The sequence below is a fragment of the Paenibacillus sp. J31TS4 genome (assembly GCF_018403265.1).
In the GTDB taxonomy this organism is placed as follows: Bacteria; Bacillota; Bacilli; order Paenibacillales; family NBRC-103111; genus J31TS4.
In genome coordinates this window covers 878746-895344 of the sequence record NZ_BOSI01000001.1, presented here as the reverse complement: position 1 = coordinate 895344, position 16599 = coordinate 878746, and the positions used below count along the sequence as shown (strand labels likewise).

Below are 16599 nucleotides of genomic sequence, written 5' to 3'. Positions count from 1 at the left end.
GGACAAGGGGGAATTCGTATGATTTCGCATCTGCAGTCGTTCATTCATTATTTATCTGTCGAACGCGGGCTCGCCTCCAACACGCTCGAATCGTACGAACGGGATTTGACCGGCTATCTGGCTTACATGAAGGAAGCGTCCGTCACCTCGCCCGAGGATGCGGACAAGCGTCACATCCAGTCCTTCCTGCTCAAGCTGCGCAAGGAAGGGAAGGCAGCCTCGACCGTCTCTCGGATGATGGTGTCCATCCGCTCGTTCCACCAGTTCCTCGTGCGCGAACGGATCACAACCAAGGACCCGTCTGCGCATATGGATTCGCCGAAGCAGGAACTGCGACTGCCCAAGGCGCTCACGACGGGGGAGGTGGAGCGGCTGCTCGAAGCGCCGGATCCGTCGCATCCGCAGGGACTAAGGGACAAGGCGATGCTCGAGCTGCTCTACGCGACCGGCATGCGGGTGTCCGAGCTGATCGCGCTGGACAGCGGCAGCCTGAATCTCGGCATGGGCTTCCTGCGGGTGGTCGGCAAAGGGTCCAAGGAACGGATCATTCCGCTCGGACGCACCGCGGCGGAATGGGTGAGCAGGTACCAGCAGGCGGCCCGCCCGCTCTTGCACGGCGGCAAGGAGGCGGAGGATGCGCTGTTCCTGAATCAGTGGGGCAACCGGCTGACCCGCCAGGGCTTCTGGAAAATCGTCAAGAAGCACGCGAAGGAAGCGGCGATCCCCAAAGAAATCACGCCGCATATGCTGCGCCACTCGTTCGCCACCCATCTGCTCGAGAACGGAGCGGATCTGCGGGCCGTGCAGGAGATGCTCGGTCACGCGGATATCGCAACTACCCAGATTTACACCCATGTCACCCACAAGAAAATGAAGGAAGTGTACGACCGGACGCATCCGCGGGCCAAAGGATAGGCGGCCGCGTCCGATGCGTAAGGTTTAGCAATGGAGGCAGAAGCAAATAGGAAGAGAGGGGAGCCGCAATTAGGCGGAAGTGGTTGTGCGATCCGGCCGGGTCCCCGACGAGAGGAGTGCAAAGAATGAGCAACCAGCCATCCGGCAAGGAAGCGCAGCAGATTGCGGAGGCGGCGGAATGGATCCGCCAGCGAGTGGGTATGGAGCCCAAGATCGGACTTATCCTGGGCTCCGGGCTCGGCATCCTTGCCGAGTCGCTAGAGGACCAGACGGCTCTACCCTATGACCGGATTCCTCATTTTCCGGTATCCACGGTGGAAGGTCATGCGGGAGAGCTGGCGGTCGGCAAGCTTGACGGCCGCCCGGTGCTGATGATGAAGGGCCGCTTTCATCTCTATGAAGGCTATGAGGGCGCACAGGTTACCTTCCCGATCCGGGTGATGAAGAAGCTCGGCATCCGGACGGTGGCCGTCACCAATTCGGCGGGAGCCGTCAATACGGCTTACCGGCCCGGTGAGTTCATGCTGATCCGCGATCATCTCAATCTGATGGGCCGCAGTCCGCTGGTCGGACCGAACGATCCGGAGCTGGGCCCTCGCTTCCCGGACATGTCGGAGCCGTATGACCGGACGCTCCTGCGGCTCGGCCAGGAGACGGCCGAGCGTCTCGGGCTGCGGGTGCACGAAGGCGTGTACGCCGGCATGCTCGGCCCTGCTTATGAGACGCCGGCGGAGATTAGGATGCTTCGCACGCTGGGGGCGGACGCGGTCGGCATGTCCACCGTGCCCGAAGTTATCGCCGCCCGGCATGCGGGCCTGGCCGTCTTCGGCGTCTCCTGCCTGACGAATATGGCGGCCGGCATTCTCGAGCAGCCTCTCTCGCATGAGGAAGTGATCGGGACGACGGAGCGCGTCAAAGCAGACTTCGTAGCGTTCATGAGGGAAATGGCGGCGCAGCTTCCGGGCTAACCGCCTGCAGCCCTCCAAACATATAACGCCCGTGCCGAACCCGGCACGGGCGTTGGTTTGTAGGCTTAGGCACGGAAGGGCCGGATCGCTCGGAATCTCACCGGCACGGAAGATCGTTCGGAAGGGGAGTACGGCTAGCGGGGCGACACGCGGCCTAATCCCCGATTGGCGCAAAGGCGGGCGGCGTCGGTTGCAGCAGCAGAAACCGGTTGCCGTACAGGTCCTGGAACACCGCCTCCTTGCCGTATTGTCGCTCGGTGGCTTCGGTCAGGAAATGAACGCCTTTGGCATGCAGCGTCTCGTATGTGTGGGAAAAATCGTCGGTTTCGAAAACCAGCATAGGGGTACGGCCGATATCGGCCTCAAGCTTCTCCGCCTGATGGGGTTCATGCCACTGCTTCGGATCATGCAGGACCAGGTCGACATCCTGTCCAGGCACTCCGACTGTCAGCCAGCGCGAACCGTTCGGCAGTGTAGTGTCGCTTCGCTTCTCCATCCCCAGACAATCCAAGTAAAAATGCAGCGCCTCCTCGACGTCCTTAACGTACAAGGTTAGGCTCCCAAGCTTCCTCAGCATAGGCATTCCTCCTTTTTTGGTTGCTATGTGGGTTTCCCGGTATCCCTTCAGTATGAACGATTTGACGCCCGCTGTCACGGGGTAGGACGGAACTTCGGGCAAAAAAGTTCTCGGAACTTGTTACAATTTATTGAACACAACCTCATAAAGACCCTTTTTCTTCCAAAGGGGATTGAACCCTTTTGGCAACCTATGGTACCTTGGACAAGTAACGATTGATAGAAATGCCGAATCCCGCTGCGAACACAACGCTCGGGTACGGGGGACTTTTTTTGGGGTGAATGTCAGGCGCAGCATAGCTTGGCTAGGGAGGTCTTCTTCCCGAATCCGTCAACTAACCTCGGAGGCATAAGGAGGACAAGCATCTGAGGCATTTTGGCAAAATCGTATTGTTATCGTCGGCATTGTTATCTACCGCTTGGTTCGGCAGCGCGACGGGCGCAGAAGCCGCCGTTCCGCCGAGCTCTTACGGATTGAAGGTGCAGGTGAACGATTCCCTGGTCTCGTTCCCCGACGCCAAGCCCTTTATTTCTTCTGCCGGCTTCACGATGGTTCCGGTCCGGATGGTGAGCGAGCAGCTCGGCTTCCAGGTCGGCGCGAACCAGAGCGGACAGACGGTGGAGGTCACCATCAAGGGCAAAGGCCGCTCCATCACCCTGACGACGGGGCAGGCGCAGGCTAAGGTGGACGGCAAGGCCGTCCAACTCGATTCTCCCGCGCAATTCTCCGGCGGACGCGTCTTCGTTCCGCTCCGGTTCCTCACCGACACGTTCGGCTATCTGCTCCAATGGGATGCCGCCAACTGGATCGTCATTATCGGCGCCGACGGCAAATACCACGCTCCCGCCTGGTATGCACCGAAGACCTCTCCCGTTATCTCGACCGCTAAGCAATACATGGGCGTCCCCTATGTATTCGGGGGCTCGACGCCGGGCGGGTTCGACTGCTCCGGCTTTGTCAGCTATGTCTTCGCTAAGAACGGCATCAGCCTACCGCGCACCTCCGGCTCTATGTATGCCGCCAGCGGTAAGACGGTCAGTTCGCTACAGGAAGGGGATCTCGTCTTCTTCCAGACATCGGGCAAGTCGTCTTCGTCTCCGTCACATGTGGGAATCTATCTCGGCAACTCCCAGTTCATCTCGGCTACAACGTCGTCCGGCGTCAAGATCGACAGCTTGAACAGCAGCTATTGGGGGCCGCGTTATATTGGGGCCAAGAGAGTATAGAAATAGTCGGACATCCGACTTTCCGACAGGTAATGGTTCGGCACCTGACGCGCCTTTTGGCCGTTAGGTGCTTTCTTATGCGGGCCTGAGGGGAGCGGCGTGAATAGCGGGGCAGCTCCTCAGCACTGGAAAGGTATGCAGAACCCGAGAAGTAAGCTATACTAGAACGTGACCTCTGGCCGAGGGCTTGGACGAGATGCGAATGGACAGGCAGAGACGGGCACCCCATAGGGGCATGCCGGTTGCAATAGCCGTTTGTCACAAAATGTTCAAGAACTTGGGAAGATTCAATTTGGGTTTTTTTGTTTTTCTTAGTACAATAGACGATAGCGACTACATGACAAAGGGGATTTACACGATGCAGAAGTATTTGATGGCTGCGCTGCTCGTTCTCGCATGTCTTGTTGGAATTGGCACAACATTCTCCGTTGTGAACAAGCATGCCGCAGAGAACGCGCCCGAAACCGATACCGGCCCTTCCCTCAAGCTGGAAGCGTCCAACTTCAAGTTCGACCAGGCCGAGTACAAAGTGAAGGCCGGCGAATCCGTGAAGGTATCCTTGAACATCAAGGAAGGCATTCACGCGGTAGCGATCGAAGGGACTCCGGTGAAGCTGGACAAGCAAAACAACAAACAGGATGTCGTGTTCGACAAGCCCGGCAAATACACGATCATGTGTACGCTGCCTTGCGGTCCGGGACACGCCGACATGAAATCGACCCTGATCGTCGAATAATCGGCAGGGACGAAAACACAGGAATCAAAGAAGGGCGGACTGCAGAGATGCTGCAGGTCGCTCTTTTTTTCGCCGGCGGTCTTGCCCCGTATAGACGCCTGAGGCGGAAGCGGCCGCTATAGAGGATGAATCGAACCGAACCTATAGGAAAGAAGGAGCAGAAGTGGACATCAACAGCAAGGAAGCGAATAGGGAGATGGGTCAACCCGCGAAGCTGACCGCTTGGTACAGCGGAGACGGCAGGGAAGCCTATCCGGCGCTGCTGCCGTTCGCCTGGGACGAGCGCATGTGTGGGGAGGTCGGACGCTCCGGGCAGCCGGCGCTGCATATTTGGAGGCATCCCGCCGCCTTTGTCGTCGGTCTCCGGGACCGGCGTCTGCCGCATGCGGAGGAGGCGATGGCCGAGCTGAGGCAGCGCGGCATCGAGGCGATCGTACGCAATTCGGGAGGGGCGGCCGTTCCGCTCGATCCGGGTGTCGTGAACCTGTCTCTCGTACTGCCGAACCCGACGCGGACCATCGACTTCCGTGACGATTTCCTCAAGATGGTCGAGCTGATCCGCAGGGCGCTCGCGCCTTGGACGGCCGGTGTCGAGGACGGGGAGATCGGGGGCTCGTATTGCCCCGGAGATTTCGACCTCAGCATCGGCGGACGCAAATTCTGCGGTATTGCGCAGAGAAGGCAGACGAACGGCTACGTCATTCAAGCATTTCTAAATATTGAAGGCGAAGGCAGGGAGCGCGCGGCGCTTGTCCAATCGTTCTACGAGCGGGCGGGACGGGACGCGGCTCCGGGGGCCTATCCGGACGTGCAGGAGGGACGGATGGCGAGTCTGACCGAGCTGATCGGCCCAATTACCGCCGATGAATTCGTCGCATCGGTGCTGGATGTCGTCGTCAGCGGCGGCGGACAGGTGGAACGGACGACGCCGGAGCGGCTGCTCACTCCGGACCTCGCCGAAACGATCAAAAAGCTGCGCCAGCGTTATGACCGCTAGGCGCAGCTTTTTTCATGCTCGAAGCAAAGTTACTTCAGATACCGGGCGAGGGCGGCGGGCAGCAGCTTTTGCCAGAAGCCCCACAGGTGTTTGCCTTCGGCTTCGAGGTACTCGACCTTGGCGCCGCGTTCCTCCAGCAGCTTGCGGACGATGCGGTTCGCGCTCAGGAAGTCGTACGTGCCGCGGGAAGTTTTGACCTCTTCCTCCTGCAGGCCGATCACCATATAAATGTCCAGCCAGCTCAAGTCGTTTTCCCCGGACAGCTTCTGCTGCGTGGCGTCCAGGAACGCGCCCGACAGGGAGATGACTCTGCGGAAGAGGTCCGGGTGGTCCAGCGCGAGATGCAGGCTGACGGTGCCGCCCAGCGAATCGCCGGCGAGAACCCGTTCTTCCGCCCGTACCGGGAATTCCCGCTCTACCGCGGGAAGCAGTTCCTGAGTCCAGAACCGGCAGTAGGCGTCGAACTGACTCCCGGTCGGATCGTACTGCTCGCTGCGATTCGGCATGTCGACGGCCACGCCGACGATAATGGGAGGGACGGCGTCCTCCTCCAGCACCAGCTGATTGGCTGTCGTGGCGATCCGTCCGTAGTTCAGAAACTCGACTCCGTCCTGGCAGTAGACGACGGGATAGCTGAGCAGCTCGTTGTAGCCGGGAGGCAAATATACCCAGTAATCGCGGACGGTGCCAAGGATGGACGACTCAACTTGTTTCTTTAGGATCGTCCGGTGGTAAATATCGGGATGGGTCATAGCGATCGTTCCTCTCTTCAATAGGCTGCCGGCCGCGGCGGGAACGGGCCGGATGTAAGTTCAGGCCTCCCCAAGGGCAAGCTAAACCGGTAGGCAGGATCATCCAAGCTGTGTAAACTGTTATATAACTTTTCGACAGCTGTTTTTTAACAGATGGCCGCCAAACCCGTCGTATTTAATCTAATAGTGGAAAAAGCACTGAGACAGTACTATAATAAATTGTATAACAGATTCCTTGAGGTAACAAATATCATTAGCGAGGTGCGGATAAATAATGAGTAATGCACACGTAGTTAAGGCGGAAGAGGTACAAATGTACTCGATCCTTTCGCCCGACGGCGAAGTTCTGAATAAGAAAGATCTGCCCGATCTCAGTGATGACCAACTGAAAGAGCTCATGCGCCGGATGGCGTTTACCAGAACGTGGGACGAGCGCGCCGTGAACCTCGGCCGCCAGGGCCGCCTCGGCTTCTATGCGCCGGTATCCGGTCAGGAAGCGACGATGATCGGCAGCGAATTCGCTCTCGAGAAAGAAGACTTCGTATGCCCGGGCTACCGCGATATGCCGCAGATCGTTTGGCACGGCCTTCCGCTGTACCAAGCGTTCCTGTATTCCCGCGGACACCAGCACGGCGGACAAATTCCTGAGGACGTAAATGTGCTGATGCCGCAAATCATCATCGGCGCCCAGATTCTGCATGCGACCGGTATTGCGATGGGCTTCAAGAAGCGCGGCAAAAAGAATGTTGCTATTACTTACACCGGTGACGGCGGTTCGTCCCAGGGCGATTTTTACGAGGGCATGAACTTCGCAGGCGTCTTCAAGCTGCCTGTCATCTATGTTGTCCAGAACAACGGCTACGCGATTACGACTCCGTACGCCAAGCAGACGGCGGCCCAGTCGATCGCCCACAAAGCGGTTGCGGCAGGCATCCGCGGCGTACAGGTCGACGGAATGGACGTCCTGGCCGTGTACAAGGCGGTTCAGGAAGCGGCGGAGCGCGGACGCAACGGCGAGGGCGCTACGCTGATCGAAGCCATTACTTACCGGTACCGCCCGCACTCCATGGCGGACGACGCTTCCAAGTACCGGACCAAGGAAGAAGAGAACGAATGGGCACTGAAGGACCCGCTCGTCCGCTTCCGCAAATTCCTCGGCGACAAAGGCCTGTGGTCCGAGGAAGACGACGCACGCGTGAAGGAAGAAGCGAAGGCAGCCGTTAACGAGCACATCAAAAAAGCCGAGCAAACCGAGAAAATGACCATTCCCGGCCTGATCGACAGCATGTTCGAGACGACTCCGCAGCATCTTGAAGAACAAAAGAAGGATTTCCAATAAGATCGTCCGGCGCGAGGCTTCGGGCTGTTCGGTCGGAGCCGTCTGGCACGGAGCGGCAGCGGGGGCAGCGACTCCGCGGCGCCTACAGAGACGTTAGGCAATAGAGGGACATTTTCTAAGGAGGAATCGGGAAGTCATGGCTCAAATGAACTTGAAAGAAGCAGTGAGAGATGCGATGCGCGTCGAACTCAAGCGCGATCCGAACGTACTGCTGTTCGGGGAAGACGTAGGGAAGGTCGGGGGCGTCTTCCGCGCAACGGAAGGCCTGCAGGCCGAATTTGGAGAAGACCGCGTATTCGATACGCCTCTGGCGGAGTCCGCCATCGGCGGTCTGGCCGTCGGTCTCGGGGTGCAAGGATTCCGTCCGATCGCCGAGATCCAGTTCGTCGGCTTCATCTTTGAGGCGATGGACCAGATTTGCGTGCAAGCGGCACGGATGCGGTACCGCTCCGGCGGACGCTACAACGCACCAATCGTATTCCGCACGCCGTACGGCGGCGGCGTCAAGGCAGCCGAGCTGCACACCGACGCGCTCGAGGGCCTCATCGCCCAGACTCCGGGCATCAAGGTCGTCGTGCCGTCCAATCCGTACGATGCCAAAGGCCTTCTGATCTCGGCCATTCGCGACAACGATCCGGTCTTCTTCATGGAGCACCTCAATCTGTACCATGCATTCCGCGCCGATGTGCCGGAAGGCGAATATACGGTTCCGCTCGGCAAGGCTAATGTCGTCCGTGAAGGTTCCGACGTCACCATCATTACTTACGGCGCGATGGTTCATGCTTCGCTCAAAGCAGCCGAAGAGCTGGAGAAATCCCGCGGCGCGAAGGTGGAGGTCATCGACCTGCGCACCATCATGCCGATCGACATCGACACGATCGTAGAATCCATCAAGAAGACCAACCGCGCCATCGTCGTGCAGGAAGCCCAGCGCACGTCCGGCATCGCGGCCGAAGTCATCGCCCAGATCAACGAGAAAGCTATCCTGCACCTCGAAGCGCCTGTTCTTCGCGTCGCTCCGCCGGATACCATCTATCCGTTCGCTCAGATCGAAGACGCTTGGCTGCCGAACCCGGCCCGGATCGTTGCCGGCCTGAATCAAGTTCTCGATTTCTAAGAACGAACTCATATGAACAAGGAGGGGTAGCCCGTGGCATTGTTTAAGTACAAATTCCCAGAGCTCGGCGAAGGCCTGCACGAAGGCGAGATTGTGAAGCTGCACATCAAGGTCGGCGACAAGGTAACCGACGAAGATTTGATCATGGACGTCCAAAACGACAAGGCGGTCGTGGAAGTGCCCTGCCCCGTTAACGGGACCGTGAAGGAAATCCTTGTTTCGGAAGGCCAAGTATGTCATATCGGCGACGTAGTTGCCGTCATCGACGCCGAAGGCGACGTGCCGGAACAGGACGACAGCGAGGAAGAAGCCGGCACCGGCGGCTCCGCGCAAGACAAAGTCGAGGACAACATCGGAGAAGCCGTCGTCGAAAACGTGAACGAGGCTTCCGTCAAGACACCGATGGACAAAGAAGGTGCGCCTACCGCGCAAGCAGAAGCCGGCAAACCGGCCGCTTCCTCCAAGGAAGTGCTGGCGACACCTAGCGTGCGCAAGCTTGCCCGCGAAAAAGGCGTCAACCTGGCAGACGTGACGGCCACGGGCAAGAACGGCCGCATCACCCGCGAGGACGTGGAAGGCTTCGCGGCCGGCGGAGGCAAGCCTGCCGCTGCCGAAGCGGCGCAAGCCGCCGAGGCGCCGAAGCAGGGCGCTGCTCCTGCCGTGTCGGCTCAGCCGGCAGCGGGAGACCGTCCGGAAGAGCGCGTGCCGTTCAAGGGCATCCGCAAGGCGATTGCGAACGCGATGGTCAAATCGGTTTACACCGCTCCTCACGTGACGCTGATGGACGAAGTGGACGTATCCGCGCTCGTAGCGCTGCGTCAAAAAGGCAAAGCGATGGCCGAGAAAAAGGGCGTCAAGCTGACCTATCTGCCGTTCATCGTCAAGGCGCTTGTCGCCGCTTGCCGCGAATATCCGATCATGAATGCGATGCTGGACGAGGCGGCAGGAGAAATTGTCTACAAAAAGTACTATAATATCGGTATTGCGACCGACACCGACAACGGTCTGATCGTCCCGGTTGTAGCAAACGCCGAACGCAAAAACATCTGGACTATCGCGGACGAGATCCGGGACCTGGCCGCTCGCGGCCGCGAGGGCAAGCTCTCGCCTAACGAAATGAAGGGCAGCTCCATTTCGATCACGAACATCGGCTCGGCCGGCGGCATGTTCTTCACGCCGGTCATCAACTTCCCCGAAGTGGCCATTCTCGGTACCGGCCGCATTTCGGAGAAGCCTGTAGTCAAGAACGGCGAGATCGTGGCCGCTCCGGTCATGGCGCTTTCGCTCAGCTTCGATCACCGTCTCATTGACGGCGCAACGGCACAAAACTTTGTTAACTATATCAAGCAGCTTCTTTCCGATCCCGAGCTGCTGGTCATGGAGGTGTAATGTATGGTAGTTGGAGATGCTTCTCTAGATATCGATACTCTTGTCATTGGTGCTGGTCCCGGGGGCTACGTAGCCGCCATCCGGGCCGCTCAGCTTGGACAGAGCGTTCTCATCGTGGACAAGGCCGAGCTCGGCGGCGTCTGCCTGAACCGCGGCTGTATCCCGTCCAAGGCTCTTATTTCGGCAGCCCATCATTATGAGGAGGCCACGCACGGTTCCCCTGCCATCGGCATTGAGGTCGAAGGCGTCAAGGTGAACTGGCAAAAGGTTCAGGAATGGAAGGGCAGCGTCGTCAAGAAACTGACCGGCGGCGTAGGTTCCCTGCTCAAAGGCAACAAAGTGCAGGTATTCCAAGGGGAAGCGATGTTCATCAACGAGAACGAGGCGCGCGTGTTCAACGATCATGAATCGCCGCGCTACCGGTTCAAAAACTGCATCATCGCAACCGGCTCCCGTCCGATCGAGCTCAAAGCCTTCCCGTACGGCGGACGCATCCTGTCCTCGACCGAAGCGCTCGAGCTCAAGGAGCTTCCGAAGAGTCTGGTCGTGATCGGCGGCGGCTACATCGGCGTCGAGCTTGGCCAAATGTACTCCAAATTCGGCACCAAGGTAACCATTCTGGAAGGCTCCGACGCCATTTTGCCGGGCTTTGAGAAGGACCTGCCGAAGCTTGTGAAGAAGAACCTCGACAAGACCGGCGTCGAAGTGTTCACCAAAGCGATGGCTCAAAGCGCCGAGCAAACCGACAAGGACGTTACCGTAACGTTCACGGTTGAAGGCGAAGAGAAGAAAGTGACCGCCGAGTACGTTCTCGTCACGGTCGGCCGCCGCCCGAACACCGACGGCGATCTCGGCCTCGACCTCATCAACATCAAAATGAACGAGCGCGGCTTCATCGAGGTAGACGAGCAAGGCCGTACCAGTATCCCGCATATCTTTGCGATCGGCGACATCGTAGCCGGCCCTGCGCTTGCCCACAAAGCTTCGTACGAGGGCAAGGTGGCCGCGGAAGCGATCGCCGGACAGCCGAGCGCGGTCGACTACAAGGCCATTCCGCTCGTCGTCTTCTCCGATCCCGAAATCTCCAGCGTCGGCCTCACCGAGACCGAAGTCAAGGAAAAGGGAATCAACGTGGCGGTCGGCAAGTTCCCGTTCGTGGCGAACGGCCGTGCGCTGTCGCTGAACAACACAGACGGCTATGTGAAGGTCGTAGCGAACAAGGATACCGGCATCGTGCTGGGAGCCCAAATCGTAGGTCCGGAAGCCTCCAACCTGATTGCCGAGCTTGGTCTGGCAATCGAAATGGGCGCTACGCTTGAGGACATCGCCCTCACCATCCATGCGCATCCGACACTTGGCGAGATCGTGAACGAAGCATCGGAAGCTGCTCTCGGCCATGCAATCCATATGATGAACAAATAAGCACCGCATCGATCCGGTACGGGCTTAAGGGAACGGCCATCCTGTGCGCAGGGTGGCCGTTTTTTTGGGCTAAGGCAACACAGGATGGAGGAGAGAGGAGGGGACGGCTATCAGACTGCATAAAGGGGACGTGCTGTTCCGGCAAGGGGACCGCGGGCCGCTGTATCATCTGCGGGAAGGCATGCTCAAGATCGTCCGGCTGCACCCGGACGGCGGCGTCGTTCTGCTCAATCTGATTATTCCGGGTGAGGTCATTCCCCATCATTCGCTGCTGTCGCCCAACGATTATCACGGGACGGCGGTCGCTCTCGTCGAGTCCGAGGTCGACGTCCTGCCGGCGGCGGATTGGTACCGGCAGCTGGAGGAGGAGCCGGTGAGATACAAGCAGGCCGCCGAGGTGCTGCAGAGCCGGCTGCGCATGATGCAGCAGCGAATGGACAGCCTGACGGCTCCGCTGCCGGCCGACCGGCTGCGGTTGTTCCGGGAATGGTTCTCCCGCTATATCCGCGACACCGACGTGACGGATGTCCTGAATCAGGAAGAGGTCGGGCAGTGGATCGGCCTGCGGAGGGAGACGGTGAACCGGCTGCTGCGCAAGGGATGATCGGTTCGTTGGGGCCGCAACAGCTAGCAAACGTCAAAAAAGCCGAAGGGCTCCTGATTCAGGAGCCCTTCGGCTTTTTTTGCGTTATGGCTGCGATGTAGGAGGACAATGCTTCAGCCGGTCAGCGAGCAGCGGTTAAAGCTTCTTCCCCGTAGGCTTGGCGGAGTCCCGGCTCCGGACCAAACGCTTCGTAATGGATGAGGGAGTCGGCGATGCCCAGCTTCCGCAGGGCGGCGTAGCTGTCGGCCAGGAAGCCGGCCGGTCCGCACAGATAGTAATCGACCTCGGCGTCCGGGAGGGCGAAGGGGAGCCGAGTCAGATCCAGGCGCCCGGTTCCGTCGCACCGCCCCTGCATCAGGTCGTCCTGGGCCGGCTCCGAATAGGTGACGTAGGCGCGGAAATTAGGCAGCCCAGCGGTCAGCTCCTTCACCGAATCTCCCAGGGCGTGAACCGATCCGTTCCGGGCGCCGTGCAGGAAGAAGACCGGGCGGTCCGTGCCGCTGTCGCGGAGCGAAGCCAGCATGCTGAGCATCGGAGTCAGGCCGACGCCGGCGCTGAGCAGTACGACAGAACGGTTGGCTTGCGCGTCGAGGACGAATTCGCCAGCCGGTGCGCTCAGCGGCAGAGAATCGCCTGCCTGCACGTGGTCGTGGAGCCAGGTCGAGACCTTGCCTGCCGGACGCCCGTCCATGTGGGCTTCCCGTTTGACCGTAATCCGGTAGTAACCGGTGCCGGGACGGTCCGACAGGCTGTACTGGCGCAGATGCGTGTTGGTTTCGCCGGGAATGACCGCCTTCACGGTGATGTACTGCCCGGGGACAAAGCCGGCCAGCGCCCCGCCGTCGGCGGGCTCCAGGTAAAAGGAGGTGATGACGTCGCTCTCCTTAACCTTGCGGGCAATACGGAACTCGCGGAAGCCATCCCAGCCACCCGGCTGCTCAGCTGCCTCCCGGTACATTTCGGCCTCGAGGTCGATGAACACCTGCGCGATCATGCCGTAAGCCTCTCCCCATGCCCGAATAACCTCGTGGTCGGCGGGCAGTCCAAGCACGTCCTGGATAGCGAGAAGCAGGTTCTCGCCGACGATCGGATAGTGCTCCGGCTTGATGCCGAGGCTGCGGTGCTTCTGGGCAATGAGCCGGGCGGCCGGCAGAATCGCCTCCAGCCGGTCAATATGAGCGGCAGCGGCGTAGACGGCGCCCGCCAGTGCGGCTTGCTGTCGGCCCTCCCGCTGGTTGGTATGGTTGAAGACGTTAAGAAGCTCGGGATGCTTCTCGAACAGCAGCTGATAGAATCGTGTCGTAATCTGCCGGCCCTGCGCTTGCAAAACAGGGACGGTAGCTTTAATGGTTTCAATAGTGGATGGCTGTAACATGGTCAATTCCCCCTCTGGACAATTGCGGTAATTCGTTGCTGATTTGAGTATAATCCGCATCGCTGCCGGTTCCTGTGATTTCACGCACAGCAGAATTGAGCGATCTGTGAACCTATCTGGGAATATTTTGCTGCAAAGGCGTCAACAATGATAGGCAGCAGCCGTTTTACCCATTACCAGTTACTAGGTTCCAGAAAGGGGACAGATTCATGTTGAAACGATGGATTTCCGGCTGGACGGCCGGCCTGCTCGCACTTCTGCTGCTGGCACCCGCCGCTTATGCCAAGGAAACCGCGCAGCAGCCGGTCGACCTGACGCCGAATGCCAAGTCGGCGGTGCTCATGGATGTCGACACGGGGACGATCATGTCTGAGAAGAACATGCATGAGAAGCTTCCTCCCGCAAGCATCACGAAGGTGATGACGATGCTGCTCATCATGGAGGCGCTGGGCGACGGCAAGATTCAGTTGTCCGACAAGGTGCGGACGAGCGAATACGCCGCCTCAATGGGCGGCTCCCAGATCTTCCTGGAGCCGGGTGAAGAGATGACGGTGCAGGATATGCTCAAAGGGATTGCGATGGCGTCGGGCAATGACGCGTCGGTCGCAATGGCCGAGAAGCTGGCCGGCTCTGAGGAAGCGTTCGTTCAGCAGATGAATGCCAGAGCCAAGGAGCTCGGGATGACGAACACCAACTTCGTGAACTGCAACGGGCTGCCGGCGGAGAATCACTATACTTCGGCCCACGACATCGCCGTTATGTCGAGAGAGCTGCTGAAGCACGAGGAGATAACCAAGTTTACCGGGGCCTATCAGGATTACCTGCGCAAGGATACGGAAAAGCCGTTCTGGCTCGTCAACACGAACAAGCTGGTACGGTTCTACTCGGGAGCGGACGGGCTCAAAACCGGGTATACGAGCGAAGCCAGATTTTGTCTGACCGCAACCGCGAAGAAAGATTCGTTCCGCGTCGTAGCCGTCGTGCTCGGCGAGCCCGACACCAAGACACGCAACGCGGAAGTGACCAAGCTGTTCGATTTCGCATTCTCGCAGTATACGAATCATCCAGTGGTCAAGTCCGGTGATTCGCTTGGCTCGCTGGTCGTCGAGAAAGGGTTGGTCCGTGAAATCCCGCTCGTCGCGAAGCACCAATACGGCATTCTGATGAAGAAAGGCGAAGCGGACGGCTCGATCCGCCACGAGATCCAATTCCATGAGCGCCTCAAGGCACCTCTGGCCGCAGGACAGGAGATCGGCAAGCTGGTCATCTACAAAGGAGAGCAGCAGCTGAAGGAGTTTCCGCTCTACGCTCCCCAAGATGTCCCGAAGGCAGGCTGGTGGACGCTGCTTAAGCGGACGGCCGGAGAGCTGTTCTTCGTCCAATGATGCGGAATGCGTCGGAACCTAGCGGCATTTCCCTAGTTCTGGCGCTTTTCTTCTAGTTTTGTCGGCAGGGAAGGATTCCCCCTCCGTCTCGTAGAATGAGATGGGCAAGATGGAGGAGGAATGCACAGATGAGTCTGCAAATCGATTTGCATTACGAGCGCAACATGCTGATCGTCCGGCTAAGCGGAGAATTGGACCATCATACGGCCGAGCTGGTCAAGGAACGGATGGAGGAGGCGCTGACCCGCCCCACCGTCACTCACGTTATCCTCAGCCTGGAGCATCTTCACTTCATGGACAGCTCCGGACTGGGCGTCATTCTGGGGCGCTACAAGCAGGTTGTGGCCAAAGGCGGCCGCATGGTCGTATGCAGTGTCAGTCCGGCGGTCTACCGCCTGTTTGAGATGTCGGGTCTGTTCAAGATTCTCACTATCGAGGAGAACGAGCGGCGCGCGGTCTCCAGTCTGGAGGTCGTATCGTGAGCAACAATTTCATGAAGCTCGAATTCGCGAGCCGTTCCGAAAACGAATCGTTCGCTCGTGTCGCCGTAGCATCCTTCGTCTCCCAGCTCGATCCTACCTTGAACGAGCTGACCGACATCAAGACGGTCATCTCGGAAGCCGTTACCAATGCGATCATTCACGGCTACGACGGCAATCCCGACGGCATCGTCACCATCACCTGCGAGATCGAGGACGAAACCGTCCATATCTCGGTCGAGGACAACGGCCGGGGCATCTCCGATCTGGAGCAGGCGCGCCAGCCTCTCTACACCACCAAGCCGGAGCTGGAACGGTCGGGCATGGGCTTTACCATCATGGAGAACTTCATGGACCGGCTGGAGGTTGAGACCGAGCCGGGCCGCGGCACCTCGATCCGGATGACCAAGCGAATCGAAACCAAAAAAGCGCTCTATAATTAGGGGATTTGGATATGAATGTCGATTTGAAGCATGCCACTCACAGCTATCTTGACGATGCGGAGGTCAAACGGCTCATCGCTCTCAGCCAATCGGGCGATACCCTTGCCAGGGATACTCTGGTCAGCTGCAACATCCGGCTCGTTTGGTCGGTGGTCCAGCGGTTTTTGAACCGGGGATATGAGGCGGAAGATTTGTTTCAGATCGGCTGCATCGGCCTGCTGAAATCGGTGGACAAATTTGATCTGTCGTACGATGTCAAGTTCTCCACCTACGCAGTGCCGATGATCATCGGAGAAATCCAGCGGTTCCTAAGAGACGACGGCACGGTGAAGGTCAGCCGTTCGCTCAAGGAGCTGGCCAACAAGGTCCGCAAGACGAAGGACGAGCTGTCCAAGACGCTCGGCCGGCTGCCGACGATCAAAGAGGTGGCCGACCATTTGGGGCTGGAACCGGAGGACGTCGTGCTTGCCCAGGAGGCCAACAAGCCTCCGACGTCGATTCACGAGACGGTGTTCGAGAACGACGGCGATCCGATTACGCTTATGGACCAGATCTCGGACGAGACGCAGGACAAGTGGTTCGAGAAGATGGCGCTGAACGAAGCGATCGGCATGCTGAACGAGAGGGAACGGCTGATTGTCTATCTGAGGTACTTCCGGGATCAGACGCAGTCCGAGGTAGCCGAGCGGCTCGGCATCTCCCAGGTTCAGGTCTCCCGGCTCGAGAAGAAGATTCTCCAAGCGATCCGGGAACAGATCGCCCAGTAACGACCTGTGAAAGAACCAATCAGGAAAGAGGCGAAGGCCGGGCAGCGGCCGGGTCGCCTCTTTTTTTTGTATCCGCTGGGCATACTATCCTTATCCGCCAGTTGACAG

At 59.0% G+C, this 16599-nt stretch carries 17 protein-coding genes and 1 riboswitch; of the genes, 14 read left to right on the top strand and 3 right to left on the bottom strand.

Annotated features, from left to right (window positions below; genetic code table 11):
• The first annotated feature begins 18 nt into the window (after nucleotides 1–18).
• Together xerD and KJS47_RS04070 are read left to right on the top strand one after the other, a co-directional pair.
• Entirely contained in the window at nucleotides 19–915 is an 897-nt protein-coding gene (gene xerD / locus KJS47_RS04075) for a site-specific tyrosine recombinase XerD (RefSeq protein ID WP_213522996.1), read from the top strand.
• A 125-nt stretch (nucleotides 916–1040) separates the two neighbouring features.
• Complete coding sequence (locus tag KJS47_RS04070; protein ID WP_213522994.1) at nucleotides 1041–1883, top strand: purine-nucleoside phosphorylase; 843 nt, start codon at nucleotides 1041–1043, stop codon at nucleotides 1881–1883.
• A 154-nt stretch (nucleotides 1884–2037) separates the two neighbouring features.
• Here the strand turns inward: KJS47_RS04070 and KJS47_RS04065 are convergent, their stop codons facing one another.
• Entirely contained in the window at nucleotides 2038–2460 is a 423-nt protein-coding gene (locus KJS47_RS04065) for a VOC family protein (protein ID WP_213522992.1), read from the bottom strand.
• A 215-nt stretch (nucleotides 2461–2675) separates the two neighbouring features.
• Nucleotides 2676–2824: riboswitch (cyclic di-AMP (ydaO/yuaA leader) on the top strand.
• Nucleotides 2825–2945: 121 nt separating this feature from the next.
• Between KJS47_RS04065 and KJS47_RS04060 the strand changes: the two genes are divergently transcribed.
• The 3 genes from KJS47_RS04060 (at nucleotide 2946) to KJS47_RS04050 (ending at nucleotide 5419) form a co-directional block, all read left to right on the top strand.
• Nucleotides 2946–3686, top strand: coding sequence for a C40 family peptidase (locus KJS47_RS04060; RefSeq protein WP_249716093.1), 741 nt, complete (start codon nucleotides 2946–2948; stop codon nucleotides 3684–3686).
• A gap of 358 nt (nucleotides 3687–4044) precedes the next feature.
• Nucleotides 4045–4422 carry a cupredoxin domain-containing protein gene (locus KJS47_RS04055; RefSeq protein ID WP_213522990.1) on the top strand — a complete coding sequence of 126 codons (378 nt, stop codon included), beginning with the start codon at nucleotides 4045–4047 and terminating at the stop codon, nucleotides 4420–4422.
• Between the two features lie 163 nt (nucleotides 4423–4585).
• A complete protein-coding gene (locus tag KJS47_RS04050; RefSeq protein WP_213522988.1) occupies nucleotides 4586–5419 on the top strand; it encodes a lipoate--protein ligase family protein in 834 nt (277 codons plus the stop codon).
• Nucleotides 5420–5448: 29 nt separating this feature from the next.
• On the opposite strand, the gene KJS47_RS04045 is transcribed toward KJS47_RS04050, so the two are convergent.
• On the bottom strand, nucleotides 5449–6171 hold the full coding sequence (locus KJS47_RS04045) for an alpha/beta hydrolase (protein ID WP_213522986.1): 723 nt from the start codon (nucleotides 6169–6171) through the stop codon (nucleotides 5449–5451).
• 274 nt (nucleotides 6172–6445) lie between these two features.
• Here KJS47_RS04045 and pdhA point away from each other — a divergent pair, with 274 nt between their 5' ends.
• The 5 genes from pdhA (at nucleotide 6446) to KJS47_RS04020 (ending at nucleotide 12042) form a co-directional block, all read left to right on the top strand.
• Nucleotides 6446–7510 (top strand): pyruvate dehydrogenase (acetyl-transferring) E1 component subunit alpha, encoded by a 1065-nt coding sequence (gene pdhA, locus KJS47_RS04040; RefSeq protein WP_213522984.1) that lies wholly within the window; start codon nucleotides 6446–6448, stop codon nucleotides 7508–7510.
• A gap of 136 nt (nucleotides 7511–7646) precedes the next feature.
• Nucleotides 7647–8627: an alpha-ketoacid dehydrogenase subunit beta gene (locus KJS47_RS04035; protein ID WP_213522982.1), complete on the top strand. Its 981-nt coding sequence runs from the start codon at nucleotides 7647–7649 to the stop codon at nucleotides 8625–8627.
• A gap of 33 nt (nucleotides 8628–8660) precedes the next feature.
• Nucleotides 8661–10016 (top strand): dihydrolipoamide acetyltransferase family protein, encoded by a 1356-nt coding sequence (locus KJS47_RS04030; protein WP_213522980.1) that lies wholly within the window; start codon nucleotides 8661–8663, stop codon nucleotides 10014–10016.
• 3 nt (nucleotides 10017–10019) lie between these two features.
• Nucleotides 10020–11438, top strand: coding sequence for a dihydrolipoyl dehydrogenase (lpdA, locus tag KJS47_RS04025; RefSeq protein WP_213522978.1), 1419 nt, complete (start codon nucleotides 10020–10022; stop codon nucleotides 11436–11438).
• 109 nt (nucleotides 11439–11547) lie between these two features.
• Complete coding sequence (locus tag KJS47_RS04020) at nucleotides 11548–12042, top strand: Crp/Fnr family transcriptional regulator (protein WP_213524956.1); 495 nt, start codon at nucleotides 11548–11550, stop codon at nucleotides 12040–12042.
• 121 nt (nucleotides 12043–12163) lie between these two features.
• Here the strand turns inward: KJS47_RS04020 and hmpA are convergent, their stop codons facing one another.
• Nucleotides 12164–13417 carry an NO-inducible flavohemoprotein gene (hmpA, locus tag KJS47_RS04015; RefSeq protein WP_213522976.1) on the bottom strand — a complete coding sequence of 418 codons (1254 nt, stop codon included), beginning with the start codon at nucleotides 13415–13417 and terminating at the stop codon, nucleotides 12164–12166.
• A 209-nt stretch (nucleotides 13418–13626) separates the two neighbouring features.
• Between hmpA and KJS47_RS04010 the strand changes: the two genes are divergently transcribed.
• The 4 genes from KJS47_RS04010 (at nucleotide 13627) to sigF (ending at nucleotide 16491) form a co-directional block, all read left to right on the top strand.
• Complete coding sequence (locus KJS47_RS04010; RefSeq protein WP_283772051.1) at nucleotides 13627–14802, top strand: D-alanyl-D-alanine carboxypeptidase family protein; 1176 nt, start codon at nucleotides 13627–13629, stop codon at nucleotides 14800–14802.
• 128 nt (nucleotides 14803–14930) lie between these two features.
• Nucleotides 14931–15284: an anti-sigma F factor antagonist gene (gene spoIIAA, locus KJS47_RS04005; RefSeq protein WP_213522974.1), complete on the top strand. Its 354-nt coding sequence runs from the start codon at nucleotides 14931–14933 to the stop codon at nucleotides 15282–15284.
• Between the two features lie 11 nt (nucleotides 15285–15295).
• Complete coding sequence (spoIIAB, locus tag KJS47_RS04000; protein ID WP_213524954.1) at nucleotides 15296–15724, top strand: anti-sigma F factor; 429 nt, start codon at nucleotides 15296–15298, stop codon at nucleotides 15722–15724.
• A gap of 11 nt (nucleotides 15725–15735) precedes the next feature.
• Nucleotides 15736–16491, top strand: coding sequence for an RNA polymerase sporulation sigma factor SigF (sigF, locus tag KJS47_RS03995; RefSeq protein ID WP_213522972.1), 756 nt, complete (start codon nucleotides 15736–15738; stop codon nucleotides 16489–16491).
• Nucleotides 16492–16599: the final 108 nt, after the last annotated feature.

Coding starts and splice junctions, on each gene's coding strand:
- xerD (WP_213522996.1), top strand. CDS start 19: ATGATTTCGCATCTGCAGTCGTTCATTCATTATTTATCTGTCGAACGC.
- pdhA (WP_213522984.1), top strand. CDS start 6,446: ATGAGTAATGCACACGTAGTTAAGGCGGAAGAGGTACAAATGTACTCG.
- KJS47_RS04045 (WP_213522986.1), bottom strand. CDS start 6,171: ATGACCCATCCCGATATTTACCACCGGACGATCCTAAAGAAACAAGTT.
- hmpA (WP_213522976.1), bottom strand. CDS start 13,417: ATGTTACAGCCATCCACTATTGAAACCATTAAAGCTACCGTCCCTGTT.
- KJS47_RS04065 (WP_213522992.1), bottom strand. CDS start 2,460: ATGCTGAGGAAGCTTGGGAGCCTAACCTTGTACGTTAAGGACGTCGAG.
- KJS47_RS04010 (WP_283772051.1), top strand. CDS start 13,627: ATGTTGAAACGATGGATTTCCGGCTGGACGGCCGGCCTGCTCGCACTT.
- KJS47_RS04055 (WP_213522990.1), top strand. CDS start 4,045: ATGCAGAAGTATTTGATGGCTGCGCTGCTCGTTCTCGCATGTCTTGTT.
- KJS47_RS04070 (WP_213522994.1), top strand. CDS start 1,041: ATGAGCAACCAGCCATCCGGCAAGGAAGCGCAGCAGATTGCGGAGGCG.
- spoIIAB (WP_213524954.1), top strand. CDS start 15,296: ATGAAGCTCGAATTCGCGAGCCGTTCCGAAAACGAATCGTTCGCTCGT.
- spoIIAA (WP_213522974.1), top strand. CDS start 14,931: ATGAGTCTGCAAATCGATTTGCATTACGAGCGCAACATGCTGATCGTC.
- lpdA (WP_213522978.1), top strand. CDS start 10,020: ATGGTAGTTGGAGATGCTTCTCTAGATATCGATACTCTTGTCATTGGT.
- sigF (WP_213522972.1), top strand. CDS start 15,736: ATGAATGTCGATTTGAAGCATGCCACTCACAGCTATCTTGACGATGCG.
- KJS47_RS04035 (WP_213522982.1), top strand. CDS start 7,647: ATGGCTCAAATGAACTTGAAAGAAGCAGTGAGAGATGCGATGCGCGTC.